The following is an 11,343-nucleotide window of genomic DNA, read 5'->3' as shown; positions in this document are numbered from 1 at the left end:
TCCGCTGAAGGTCAAAGCAACGGACCACTTTGAAGGCAGCCAAGCTCAACCCCCGGCCCGTTAGGGGCGGGGGTTAGATCGATGAAAAGGAGCCGAAGAACCCGCGACTGGCTCGGAGCGCCGTTCTTCTTGCCATCACTCGTCTGACGCTCGTGTTGTGTCCTCTGGCAATGGCAGCCGCCAGCCCTTTTGGCCAGTCATCTCCGCAGCGTTGCTCTGCAGCAACAACAGAGGCATCGATCCGCTGAAGTGCATTGCGTTGTTCTGCCATCTCTCTCCTGCCGTTGTCTTCACAGTGCTGCATGGCTGAGCGGCAGTGCCGTGCTACCAGCTGCTCCTAGCTCTGATTCTCACGTCCGCCGCGACTCAATCCCCCTCCCTGACTGGCGGGATCGATGCCCTGACTCTGTCCATGCATAGACAGCCCCCAAGGCGCCATCGAATGGGGATGCCAGAGAGGTGGCTGAAGAAGGCTTGACAGATGTGTGATACTTACTTCACGCCAAAGTGCCAGATAAAGGCCCACTGCGCGAGAACCGATAACTCGATTCCATGAACCGAAGACAAATCGCTCCCAGAAGGGAGTGGAGAAAGTGGGGCATCCATCCACCCACCCATCAGCTCACTGGCTACGAATCCCCCCAGCGCCGCCGATACCTGCGTGAGCTGGCAGAACAGGAGCAATCCGAAGGGCTCCATCAAGCTTCCCCTGCTTAATTACATCAGCTCTTCATCGCTTCGAATCAGAAGCGATTGACTCAGCTATTTGTCGCTGAGGCATCTTCTTTTTTCATGCGATTGCTGGCTTTGCCTCCAGAAGCCTCGCTTATTCATTGTTGGAAGACCTAGACCGTGAATGAAAGCGGATTGGAATCCTGATCCAATCCGCTTTCATTCACGGTCTAGGTCGATGGAGTCGCCAACACCACTCCAGGTCTTTGCCTTTTTGGCAGGTCCTCACGAGTTCACTGGACATGCCGAAGAGATCGACAGCCTTGGAGAGGCTGGTTGCTGCCGTTCCTCTCAAAGCATTTGCTCGCGAGCACTGCTGAGACGGCTTGTCTGAGTGGGACGCTGTCTTTTTTGAAGCTCGCACACGATCAGAGCTGCTGCTGCAGATCCCTCTGCCGTTCGGATCCATTGCCCACGCGGTAAAGTCGCGGCCGCCCCTACCTCCACTGACTCCACTGCTGATGAAATGGGAATACACGCAACTTCGCTTTGTTCCCCGAGGCAAAAGCTGGACAGGTGAAATTGAGGAGCTTTGGCTAGATGATCGTCAATTGATCTCGCGAAGTCACCCACAGAGGAACATCACCCTGGTGGGATTGATGAATGAATTGGGTGAGCAGGGCTGGGAACTGATGACATATGCCCAACCGTTTACGGGTTATCACGGTGGTTGCTACACCTTCAAGAGAGCTAAGGAGTAATCCATAGTCTCCAATCGTGCTGAATTCTGATGTAGGGCGCCCCTTAATTGATCAGGCTGATTTCTTTTTCATCCAGCCTAAAAGCATCTCCACAACCTCACCACGGCTGGTGGCCCCCCATTCGCGTCTCCGCTGATCGAGCACTTTCACGAGTTCGGGGCTGAGATGCACGGTGTTCTCCGTTTCGTCTCTCACGTCCATGCCACGCAACCAGGTTGGTTGCTTTCTAGCTGCTTCACCGGGGTTTGTCGTTGCTGGGGTGCGCAGTTTTTTTTGGCAATCATGCCGATCCCTTGTCGGTGAGTTCATGCAGGCGGTCGATCAGCAGATCGACGTCGGTGTCGATGCCGCCATCGCGCTCCCAGGCATTGGGATCGAAGCGGGCTTGTACCGCTTGATTGAGCTTGGTTCCACTCAGGCGCTGAAGCATCGTTGAAGAGCTTTGCTGCGCAGTGCTGGCGGGCTTGGCTTGTTGGTCTTCTTGCGGCTCACCGACGACATGACAGGCAATGCGCCGTGTCTGAGGGTTGGCACGGTGCTCCCAGAGGTAAACGCCTTGCCAAACGCCAAGCAGTAGATGACCTCGGTCAATGCTCAGCGTCATGGTCTGACTGGTCAATGCTGTGCGGATATGGGCTGGCATGTCGTCATCGCCCTCGTCGTCATGGAGGTATCGGGTTCGTGCGCCATCGCCATTGATGGGGCCTTGGCCGTCTTGGGGAACCACGGCATCCATCCATGCCTGCAGGTCCTTGAGAACACGCGGGTCAGCATTTTCGTTAATCGTCAGGCTGGCGCTGGTGTGCAGGCAGGTCAGATGCAGCACACCCTGCTGAATGCCGGTGCCAGCGATCCAGGCATTGAGGAGTTCATTGAGCCGTGTAAATCCCGGCTCTCTGGTGGGCACCTCCAGTTGATGCAGGCGTTGGGCCAGGGCCATGCTTGCTGCAGCGAGCGGTCCCTACCGATAGCAACGCTCTGGCGATCAAAGCCTCGCTCCAACCAAACAGGGCGCCATCCTTTCACCTATGCCCAAGAAGGATCATCCGCAGGTCGAACGCTATCCACAGAAGGATCGGGACGGTTGGTTGTGGTCTGAGCAGCAGCAGCTGGTCTGCCGGTTCCGCAATGCGCTGCCTTCAGCACATGCGAAGTGGATTGAGGTTGAGACCAGATCGCTCCATGCTGCTGGCCAGCCTGTGGTGAGGCGCCTGTTGCGCCACAACGCCATCGACGCTTGGACGCACATGCTGCAAACCGGGTGGGTGCGAAGTGCTCCGAGATGGTGATGGGGTGATCCTCCAGTCTTTGCCAGGCTGAATGCAGTGAGCCTTGGGCAGGCGAGATGTCTTCTCAGGATCGACAGCAGGCCACACGCAGGATTCTGGAATCGAGCGGAACGCTGATCGAAGCTGATCACTTTGTGTATGCCTCGGGCGATCATGGCTCCGGATGGATCGCCAAGGATCTAATCAACTGTCAACCAGACCTTGCGTATCAGCTTGGGCAACTTTTAGGCGCGGAGATACAGGATCGAGGCTTGAATCCTGACTTCGTCTGTGGACCTGCTATCGGTGGTGTGATTTGCGCTCAATACACCGCGTTGGCTCTCGGATGTGGTTGTGTCTTTGCTGAGCGACAGCTTGATGCTGAAGGCAAAACTGCAAGCTTTGAGATCAAAAGAGGGTATGACGAGCTCATCAGAAATCAATCTGTTTTGATCATCGATGATGTTGTCAATACGGGATTTTCAGTGCGCCTGACCTGCGAGGCCGTTGTTCGCGTCGGTGGCCGTCCGATCGGTATCGCCACATATGTGAACCGGGGGAATGTTGGGGTGGAAGACCTTGGGGTTGAGAGGTTCATCTTTCTCGATGAAGTCATCTTGCCTGCCTGGCCTGCAGACGAATGTCCACTCTGCAAGGCCGGCATTCCTGTGAATGTGCGTTATGCCCATGGCGCTGAATTTCTCGACAGCCAGAAGCCCGGTGTGGTGCCTTAACGGTTCAGTTGTTGTGCATTGTCCCTGGCTGTTTCGTCAGCCTGATGGCGCAAACTCTTGAGGTCAAGGATTGAATCCCACGCTCCTGCTCGGTTGGGGCTTTGATCGCTTAAGCACCTTCAAGCATGACCGGTTGTCCTGGTACCGGGGTGACAACAGCACTTGTCAGCGGCTGATCGACCGTCGCGCTGCTGCTGGTCTCCAGCCAGCGGCTGATCAAGCCTGAAAAGCGCACATCGCCTCCGGTTGTGCTGGCCAAGATCTGGCGTGGTTGGAAACGCTCCATCAGCTGAGGCAGCACGCTGGCTCCGGTGATGAAGGCCCCCGCTAGCGGCAGGCCTAGATCGCTCACCGGTGAGATCACTGTGTTCACGCAACGCTTGGGTAGAGCAGGATCAATCACTCCATGGGGTTCGAGATACAGCGATCCTTCCGGCCAATCCAGCAGGTATCCGTTCTCCACCATCGGCACACGGGCACCGGCTGAGGCCAGGATGTTGAGGCCCTCGATCTGATGCTGTTCACCAGGTTGCAGGCTGGTGACGTGTTCGAAACCCAGACCTTTGACAACGCGCGTTGCTGCAGGTGATGCCACCACTGGCAGGCTGCGGGGTAGGCGTTTGAGGGTCGGCGGGTGGGAATGATCGGCTAATCCCTGGGTGAGCAGCAGTAAATCCAGTTGCTCCGGAATCGGCCATGGGTGCTGCAGTTCACCTTTGAGCAGCCAGGCACCCGGCGGAAACACCAGGGCCTCGACCAGCCAGGGGTCTACCAAAACCCTCAGTCCTGCGATCTCTAGTAGCCAGCTGTTGGATCCGAAATAGGTCGCTGACCCTGCCTTGCTCATGGCTGATTGCCGCTGGATTGGTCTGATGGCTGTGGTTGGGAGCCTGGCGGGGCGGAGAGGGAGTTGTCGATGCCGAGATCGATTTCTCCGATCCAGGCCACCATCGCGATCAGGCCGGCAACGGCCCCAACCAGTACAAACCAGCGGCGGGCAGTCATGGGGCATGGCGAACGCTGATTCAGTCCAACACGGCCATGGCCACACCGGTGACCGCCAGTAGGGAGGCAGCCACACCAGCAGCGCGTGGATGATCGCCCTCTTGGGATGCCACCAGAAGTGCCATCACTGGTGCGGTGCTCAGCAGGGTGACAGCCACGGCCAGAGGGAGACGCTGCAACACCTCCTGCTGCAACAGGATGCCTAAGTTCGTGCCCAGCACCGTTGCTGTCATGACCCGAAGCCAGCGGCGTTGCTTCGGCCATGGGCCAGCACGCTCCTGCCTATGCCATGGCCAGCCTCGAGACCCGAGCAGCCAGGGCAGAAGACAGACCAGACCCCCCAGCAGCCTGACGGCGGAACTCTGAATCGGTTGCACCGCAGCGCTTAGCAGCACGCTGCGGGAGAGGGCGGCTCCACCAACACCACAGATCACCGCCATCAGTGCCAACAGCAGACCAAGGGCTTGGGCCTGTTGGCCTCGATCACGCCCTGCCGTTTGTGTCGGCGGACGCTGTCGGGCCACGATCACGACGGAAAGGCTCACCAGGGTGGCGCCGCTCCAGGTGAGCAGTCCAAGGTCTTCTCCCATCCAGGCAAGACCGCTGATGGCAGCCACAAGAGGTGCGAGTGCCTCAACGGTGAGGGTGCGACGGGTGCCCAGTCGCCGTAAGGCTCCGATGTAAAAGCTGTCGCCTGCAGCAATGCCGATGGCGCCGCTGAGTAGCAACATCAGCCAACGGCTTGGCTGATGTTGCCAGGGCACGGAGAGGAGCACTGGCAGCAGCAAGAGGCAGGCGATGGCATTTTTGAGGCCGTTCAGTTGCAGGGAACTGAGGGATGTCGACAGGCTGCGCCAGAGGCTGCTGGCCACGGTCCATGCCAGGGCGGCGACGAGACCTGCCAGGACGCCCATCCGATCAGCTCCCTTGTCCCTGAAGCAGCGTTAGGCCAAAAACCAAGCCCAGCAGGACCTCCCCCAGCAGGCTGGAGAGGCCGCCCACGCCCACCACCAATAGGCCTCCGCCTCGCCGCCTCTCGGTGTGGTTCATCGGTCTGCGCGATCGTTGTAGTCAATCTGGCTGACAGCAAGGTGAATGCCCTGCTCACCTCATCGCTGCCCCGGCTGGTCTGTCCTTTGCTTGGAGAATCATGTTGAGAAGCCTGATGACGAGGGTATGGCTTCTGCCGGCTGTCCTGCTGTTCAGTGGTTGCGCCGTCAATCGTCTGGCAGAGCATCAACTGATCTGTGCCCGCTTTGAGGCTGGTTACCTCACCCGATTGGAGGCCATCAAGCAGTTGGGGCTGCCTGAGCCCAAGACTGATGAAGAGCGCCAGGAGCTGGATGGTGGGATTGCCGGTTGGTTGTCCTACTGCCGGGTGCTCAAGCGTTGAAGTGTCTGTGCTGACGCATCGGTCACCTTCAGGGGCAGCGCTCCTGAAGGTGACGTGATCTTGATGCCTTCTCTTTTGGAAAGGTTGCTAGTTCGACCGTTGGATCGATTGTGGAGTGATGTATTCACATGTTAGTGATTTGCCAACATAAGCTGTCACTGTATTGACATCATTTTGGCTCGGTGAATTGTAACCGCTGCCTACCTTGCTGAGATCAAGCGTTGCCTTCAGCGTTTCCAGGTTGATCAGCAGTCTGACGAAATTGCTGGGATCGGTTTTGTCAAAAAGCTTGATGGCGAGGTTGCCATTTTCGATGCTCCCCTGTGGTCCTCCTACTGCTATAAGTCCCTCCTTGATCGCCTCGCCGGGGATGAATTCGTTAAAGGGGATCTCCTTCTCGAGCTTGAAAGGGTCAAGTAAGGATGTGAATTCATTGTGTGAAAAGAGTTCTCCGGTGGTGTTGTCGAAATGCAAGTCGATGCCAATCGATTTGATCGAGCAGTAAATTCGTTTGACCGGAGATTGCCCAGGTAGATTCATTGAGATGGGCAAAGTGCAGCCCGTTAGTAAGGTTGCTCCTGTCAACAAGAGAGCCGTTTTGGTGAGCTTGTTCATTCTTGGATGGTGAAAAACTGGTAGGGCAGAGGTCAGCAGTGGTGATGCGCTTCACCAGAAGGGATCTGTGGCGAATTCGACTTTGAGTTCGCCACGTCTGCTGCTCGGAACCGTGCTGATGCAGGCTCGCACCGTCGTGCCGTTCACCTCGATCTCGCAGGCGCCGCAACTGCCACCCATGCAGCCGGTGGGAATGGTCACCCCTGCATCCCGAGCCGCTGTCAGCCAGTCGCTGCCTACCAGGTGTTCACCATTGCGCCCATTGGGCCAGTGAATCCGCACGGTTGTCATGGCCCCTCCAGGAGAGGGTCCAGATTCACATGACGCTCAAACGCGTCGGCCAGGCGATCGAGCAAGGCATCGCGCTGTCGGCTGTGATGGGGTTGGTCTTCGCTGAGCAGACTGAGTCCGCGGCGGTCCCGTAGTTGATTCAGCCAGCGCCGCCGCCAGGGTCCGCTTTCGAAAATGCCATGCAGATAGGTGCCCACCACCAGGCCCCCCTGGGTCCCCACGCTTCTGACCCAGCCGAGTGCGTCGTTGTCGCAGAGATTGGAGCAGTGCTCCATAGGCGTGGTGTGACCGCGATGCAGCTCAAATCCTTCCAGGCTCAAGCGTGGACTCCCCGTGGGCCAGTAGGCCACGCTGCTTCGCTGGAGTAGGGCCTTCTGGCTGCTGAACAGTGTGCTCAGTGGCAGCAGATCGAGTCCGGCAACCTTGTCTGGGTTGTGAGGACCTTCGCGTCCCTCTGGATCATGCAGTTCCCGACCCAGCATTTGCATGCCGCCGCAGATGCCCATCAGTTGGCCACCCTCATGCACGTACCGAACCAGGCTGGTATCAAGGCCGCTGTCTTTTAGGTCCTGGAGATCGCGCAGAGTTTGTTTGCTGCCTGGAATGATCACCGCATCAGGTCGGCCGAGCTCTTGACCTGGGCTTAGCCAACGCAGTTGCACCGTGGGCTCGGCTTCGAGTGGGTCGAGGTCCGAGAAATTGCTGAGCGAGGGCACTCGTACCACAGCGATGTCCACCTCGGCCCCTTGTTTGCGGCCACGCCGTTCCAGCAGATCAAGTGAGTCTTCTGGGGGGAACAGCTCATCGAGCCAGGGCATCACCCCCAGCACCGGCACTCCAGTGTGTTCCTCAAGCCAGCGCCGCCCCTCATCAAATAAGGATTGGCGGCCGCGGAAACGATTGATCAGGATTCCCCTGATCAGTGGTCGTTCCACGGGTCTGAGCAAGTTGAGGGTGCCCACAATCTGGGCAAAGACGCCTCCCCGTTCGATGTCCGCCACCAGGAGGCAGCGGGCACGGAGGTACTGCGCCAGTCGCAGGTTTGTGAGATCGCGGCGCTGCAGATTCACCTCCACTGGGCTTCCAGCTCCCTCCAGCACAAGTCGGCCGCCGGGGTGGTGGGTTTGCAGGTTGGTCAGGCCCTTGCGAATGGCTGCCCAGCCTGGGCGAAACCATTCCTCGTAATACGTTTCTGCCCTTGCCCGGCCGACTGCTTGGCCAAGGTGAATCAGTTCGCTGGTGGAGTCGCCCTGGGGCTTGAGCAGCACCGGGTTCATGGCACATTCGGGCTCGAGGCCCGCGGCCCAGGCCTGAAGCGCCTGGGAGTAGGCCATCTCACCGCCGCTTGGATCCACCCAGGCGTTGTTGCTCATGTTCTGACCCTTGAAGGGCAGCGGCTGTTCGCCGCGGCGTAGGAGCACGCGGCAGAGAGCGGCATTCATCAATGACTTGCCGGCACCGCTGCTGGTGCCAAGCACCATCAGCGGTGGGCGGGCTGGATGCGTTGTCATCGCCATGGCTGGGCTCACAACCGGGGCCGGCGTCGGCGCAGCCAGTGATGCAGCCGCTGGGCTGGCGAGGCTGGAGGGATGCCAGCGGGCCAGGCCAGCAGCAACTCCCGTCCCATTGGCGTGAGGCGTACCCGTTCGGTCAGTCCCTGTCCATCCACCTCACGGCGCAAGACTCCGAGTTGGATCAGCCAGATCAGTTGGTCTTCCGTGCGTGATCGGTTCAGCTGGCTGAGGCAGAGTTCAGACCAGTCGGGACGTGCCGCGAGCTCAGTGCTACTCAGGGCTCCCCTCTCGAGAATGCTGTAGAACTCCAGCGCAAAGGGTAGACAGCGCAGAGCCTGCCGGGCCCGTTCCCGGGAGCGGGCGGTCAGCAGGGTCTGGGCTGATGCGTTCACAGTGGCTGGTGGTTCGTGACCCATTCTCATGGCTGGAGCGGTCAGCCGTGCAGCCCTTGGCAGACTCTGCACATCCGCGTTGCAGCCGTGCTTTTGCTGGCATCCGCATCACCTGCTCGTCGCCGCTTGCTGGAACAGGCTGCGATTCACCACCGCGTTCAGGTGAGTGGCGTTGACGAGGAGGCGATTTTCGATCCAGATCCTGCTGAGCTGGTTCAGTTGTTGGCTGCAGCCAAGGCCTCTGTGGTGCGAGAGCACTGCGCCGATGAGGCGATCACAGCCGTGTTGGGTTGCGATTCTGTGCTGGCTTTTGAGGGTGAGGTGTTTGGCAAACCCGCCGATGCTGAGGAGGCGATCGCGCGTTGGCAGCGCTTACGTGGAGCATGGGCAGAGCTGCACACCGGCCATTGCCTGCTGCCCGGCCTGGCGGCTGCACCATCCCGTCCGGTACGCCGTTGTTGTGTCACCACTCGTGTGTTGTTCTCTGAGCTGACCGATGAGGAGATTGCGGCCTATGTCTCCACTGGGGAACCAATGCAGTGTGCCGGGGGCTTTGCCCTTGAAGGTCGAGGCGGCTGCTGTGTGGAGCGGCTGGATGGTTGTTACTCCAACGTGATTGGCCTCAGCCTGCCGCTGCTGCGTCGATGGTTGGCTGCTGCTTGAGCGTTGTCATTTTTCTCTGGCCGTAGCTAAGTCGAAGGTACCCCCTTCGTGCTCGGCTTGATGTTTGCTCTGCGCCATGCCTGCTGGCCTCTGTTGGCCACGTTGTCCTTGATCACGCCGGTGTGCGCCATGGAGCCTGTCCATCGCCCCCAGGTCGGGACTCCATCGATCGCATCCACATCAACCTCCTTGGATCTTTCATCCGAGCAGGCTCACTTCAGTGGGTCTTCGCAACGACTCGGTCGGTCAGATTTCGATGTCAACACGCCGGTTGCTCCTGGAGAGAAGGGCCGGGCTCCTAACGGACACTCGCTTCTCGACCTCAGTTTCTGATCGTCAAGCTCACGGTGGCACGCATTACCTCATGTCTGCCATTTGATTGTGGAGACTGACGTCCCTGGCATGGGCGCCATCCCGGCAGCCTGCTTTGCAGGCTGCTTGGCTCAGATCTTGATCGCGCTCGTTTTGAAGACCGACGTTGTCACGAGACGATTGACTGCGCTCATGATTGAGCCAACAAAAAACCCCGCCTTTCGGCGGGGTTGAGTGACGATCGTTGTTGGCTTGATGCCGAAGGGACTGATCGCTGTGATCAGTCGAGATCGGGCATGGCCAAAGTGGGTTCGGCCTGACGGTCGATTCCCTTCTCGAAACCGGCAGCAGCAGCGCGAGCGCGGCCTGCATGCCAGAGGTGACCCACCAGGAAGAAGAAGGCGAGCACAAACTGTGCTGCTCCCAACCACTGGCGAAGGTTCACGAAGTTCACCGAGTTGGGCTCGGTGATGATGCCTCCAACAGAGTTGAGTGAGGCATTAGGGGCGTGGGTCATGTATTCAGCGGCGCGGCGGACCTGCCAAGGCTGAATATCGTTCTGCAGCTTGTCGAGGCTGAGACCGTTGGGGCCACGGAGGGGCTCCAGCCAGGGACCACGGAAGTCCCAAAAACGCATGGTTTCACCACCGAAGATGATCTCGCCAGTTGGTGAGCGCATCAGGTATTTACCCAAACCAGTGGGACCCATAGCGGATCCGATATTGGCGCCAAGGCGCTGGTCACGTACCAGGAAGGTGAAACTCTGAGCCTGGGACGATTCAGCGTTGGTGGGTCCCCAGAATTCTGAGGGATAGGCGGTGTTGTTAAACCAGATGTATGCGGAGCAGATGAAGCTCATGAAGCTCAGAGCTCCAAGGCTGTAGCTCAGGTAGGCCTCACCGTTCCAAATGAAGGCACGACGCACCCAGCCGAATGGCTTGGTGATCACATGCCAAATGCCACCAAAGATCAGGGTCAGACCCAGCCAGATGTGGCCACCAATGATGTCTTCCAGGGAGTTCACACCGATGATCCAGCCCTCGCCACCAAACGGAGCGCGGAACAGATAGCCGAAGATCACACCTGGATTCAGGGTGGGGTTGGTGATCAGACGCACATCACCACCACCTGGTGCCCAGGTGTCGTAAACGCCGCCGAAGAACATGGCCTTGAAGACCAAGAGCAGGCAGCCGACGCCGAGCAGAATCAGGTGATAACCAATGATGTTGGTCATCTGGTTCTTATCCCGCCAGTCCTGGGAGAAGAAGGTGGAATAGTTCTCCAGGATTTCAGGACCACGGATGGCGTGATACAGGCCACCCAGTCCGAGCACTGCGGAGCTGATCAGGTGCAGAACACCGACCACAAAGAATGGGAACAGATTGGTGACTTCACCGCCAGGACCGACGCCGTAGCCAAGGGTGGCAACGTGCGGCATGCAGATGAAGCCCTGTTCGTACATGGGCTTGTCGAAGGTGAAATGACTCACCTCGAACAGCATCATTGCGCCTGCCCAGAACACCATCAGGCCAGCGTGCGCCACATGGGCACCCAGCAGACGGCCGGACAGGTTGATCAGGCGAGCATTGCCTGACCACCACGCGTAACCGGTTGAGTCAAGGTCTTTGCCGCCGGTGGCGACAAGACCGGAATTAAAGGGCGTTTCCACGGGGCAGAACCTCTTCAGGGAAGACGAAGTTTTCGTGCGGCTGGTCAGCCGGTG

The 11,343-nt window shown here is 58.8% G+C and carries 18 protein-coding genes and 1 pseudogene; 6 read left to right on the top strand and 13 right to left on the bottom strand.

The annotated features are described in order from the left end of the window. Window positions 1-73: 73 nt before the first annotated feature. Window positions 74-304 (bottom strand): hypothetical protein, encoded by a 231-nt coding sequence (locus tag DXY16_RS01365; RefSeq protein ID WP_206749539.1) that lies wholly within the window; start codon window positions 302-304, stop codon window positions 74-76. Window positions 305-1,193: 889 nt separating this feature from the next. Here DXY16_RS01365 and DXY16_RS01355 point away from each other — a divergent pair. Next, a complete protein-coding gene (locus DXY16_RS01355; RefSeq protein WP_115014608.1) occupies window positions 1,194-1,433 on the top strand; it encodes a hypothetical protein in 240 nt (79 codons plus the stop codon). A 51-nt stretch (window positions 1,434-1,484) separates the two neighbouring features. Here DXY16_RS01355 and DXY16_RS01350 read toward each other — a convergent pair whose 3' ends face one another. Both DXY16_RS01350 and DXY16_RS01345 read right to left on the bottom strand, forming a co-directional pair. Continuing rightward, a complete protein-coding gene (locus DXY16_RS01350) occupies window positions 1,485-1,634 on the bottom strand; it encodes a ribbon-helix-helix protein, CopG family (RefSeq protein WP_115014597.1) in 150 nt (49 codons plus the stop codon). A gap of 79 nt (window positions 1,635-1,713) precedes the next feature. After that, the gene (locus tag DXY16_RS01345; RefSeq protein ID WP_115118797.1) at window positions 1,714-2,373 is read right to left on the bottom strand and encodes a secondary thiamine-phosphate synthase enzyme YjbQ; all 660 of its coding nucleotides are present in this window, start codon (window positions 2,371-2,373) and stop codon (window positions 1,714-1,716) included. 88 nt (window positions 2,374-2,461) lie between these two features. Between DXY16_RS01345 and DXY16_RS01340 the strand changes: the two genes are divergently transcribed. Further along, window positions 2,462-2,722, top strand: a complete 261-nt coding sequence (locus DXY16_RS01340; RefSeq protein WP_115118795.1) for a DUF1651 domain-containing protein — start codon at window positions 2,462-2,464, stop codon at window positions 2,720-2,722. Window positions 2,723-2,778: 56 nt separating this feature from the next. Continuing rightward, the gene (locus DXY16_RS01335) at window positions 2,779-3,435 is read left to right on the top strand and encodes a phosphoribosyltransferase family protein (protein ID WP_115118794.1); all 657 of its coding nucleotides are present in this window, start codon (window positions 2,779-2,781) and stop codon (window positions 3,433-3,435) included. Between the two features lie 109 nt (window positions 3,436-3,544). Here DXY16_RS01335 and DXY16_RS01330 read toward each other — a convergent pair whose 3' ends face one another. From DXY16_RS01330 to DXY16_RS15235, 4 genes are read right to left on the bottom strand one after another with little or no spacing between them, the layout of a single operon-like run. After that, window positions 3,545-4,282 carry an MBL fold metallo-hydrolase gene (locus tag DXY16_RS01330; protein ID WP_115118792.1) on the bottom strand — a complete coding sequence of 246 codons (738 nt, stop codon included), beginning with the start codon at window positions 4,280-4,282 and terminating at the stop codon, window positions 3,545-3,547. Beyond that, window positions 4,279-4,440 carry a hypothetical protein gene (locus tag DXY16_RS14525; protein WP_170953781.1) on the bottom strand — a complete coding sequence of 54 codons (162 nt, stop codon included), beginning with the start codon at window positions 4,438-4,440 and terminating at the stop codon, window positions 4,279-4,281. The genes DXY16_RS01330 and DXY16_RS14525 overlap by 4 nt, the downstream gene beginning before the upstream one ends. 20 nt (window positions 4,441-4,460) lie before the next feature. Then, a complete protein-coding gene (locus tag DXY16_RS01325) occupies window positions 4,461-5,354 on the bottom strand; it encodes an EamA family transporter (protein ID WP_115118790.1) in 894 nt (297 codons plus the stop codon). 4 nt (window positions 5,355-5,358) lie between these two features. Beyond that, window positions 5,359-5,490, bottom strand: coding sequence for a hypothetical protein (locus DXY16_RS15235; RefSeq protein WP_256359581.1), 132 nt, complete (start codon window positions 5,488-5,490; stop codon window positions 5,359-5,361). A gap of 115 nt (window positions 5,491-5,605) precedes the next feature. Here DXY16_RS15235 and DXY16_RS01320 point away from each other — a divergent pair, with 115 nt between their 5' ends. Then, on the top strand, window positions 5,606-5,833 hold the full coding sequence (locus DXY16_RS01320) for a hypothetical protein (protein ID WP_115118788.1): 228 nt from the start codon (window positions 5,606-5,608) through the stop codon (window positions 5,831-5,833). Between the two features lie 87 nt (window positions 5,834-5,920). Here the strand turns inward: DXY16_RS01320 and DXY16_RS01315 are convergent, their stop codons facing one another. From DXY16_RS01315 to DXY16_RS01300, 4 genes are read right to left on the bottom strand one after another with little or no spacing between them, the layout of a single operon-like run. Beyond that, window positions 5,921-6,448, bottom strand: coding sequence for a hypothetical protein (locus DXY16_RS01315; protein WP_115118786.1), 528 nt, complete (start codon window positions 6,446-6,448; stop codon window positions 5,921-5,923). Window positions 6,449-6,499: 51 nt separating this feature from the next. Then, window positions 6,500-6,739: a 2Fe-2S iron-sulfur cluster binding domain-containing protein gene (locus DXY16_RS01310; RefSeq protein WP_115118784.1), complete on the bottom strand. Its 240-nt coding sequence runs from the start codon at window positions 6,737-6,739 to the stop codon at window positions 6,500-6,502. Then, window positions 6,736-8,220: a cobyric acid synthase gene (locus tag DXY16_RS01305; RefSeq protein ID WP_115118805.1), complete on the bottom strand. Its 1,485-nt coding sequence runs from the start codon at window positions 8,218-8,220 to the stop codon at window positions 6,736-6,738. Before DXY16_RS01305 ends, DXY16_RS01310 begins: the two co-directional genes overlap by 4 nt. Window positions 8,221-8,264: 44 nt before the next feature. Then, window positions 8,265-8,645 carry an Npun_F0494 family protein gene (locus DXY16_RS01300; protein WP_371410849.1) on the bottom strand — a complete coding sequence of 127 codons (381 nt, stop codon included), beginning with the start codon at window positions 8,643-8,645 and terminating at the stop codon, window positions 8,265-8,267. A gap of 87 nt (window positions 8,646-8,732) precedes the next feature. Between DXY16_RS01300 and DXY16_RS01295 the strand changes: the two genes are divergently transcribed. Together DXY16_RS01295 and DXY16_RS01290 are read left to right on the top strand one after the other, a co-directional pair. Next, on the top strand, window positions 8,733-9,308 hold the full coding sequence (locus DXY16_RS01295) for a nucleoside triphosphate pyrophosphatase (RefSeq protein ID WP_115118782.1): 576 nt from the start codon (window positions 8,733-8,735) through the stop codon (window positions 9,306-9,308). 60 nt (window positions 9,309-9,368) lie between these two features. Next, entirely contained in the window at window positions 9,369-9,641 is a 273-nt protein-coding gene (locus DXY16_RS01290; protein WP_137006995.1) for a hypothetical protein, read from the top strand. 259 nt (window positions 9,642-9,900) lie between these two features. On the opposite strand, the gene psbC is transcribed toward DXY16_RS01290, so the two are convergent. Both psbC and DXY16_RS15345 read right to left on the bottom strand, forming a co-directional pair. Next, window positions 9,901-11,289 carry a photosystem II reaction center protein CP43 gene (gene psbC, locus DXY16_RS01285; protein WP_115014566.1) on the bottom strand — a complete coding sequence of 463 codons (1,389 nt, stop codon included), beginning with the start codon at window positions 11,287-11,289 and terminating at the stop codon, window positions 9,901-9,903. Continuing rightward, a pseudogene (locus DXY16_RS15345) lies at window positions 11,273-11,343 on the bottom strand (photosystem II protein D2); the annotation flags it as partial. The gene psbC and the pseudogene DXY16_RS15345, both read right to left, overlap by 17 nt.

This window comes from Synechococcus sp. UW105 (genome assembly GCF_900473935.1).
Classification (GTDB): Bacteria; Cyanobacteriota; Cyanobacteriia; order PCC-6307; family Cyanobiaceae; genus Synechococcus_C.
Note: the sequence above shows the minus strand (reverse complement) of the source record. Positions and strands in the feature narration are given on the sequence as shown.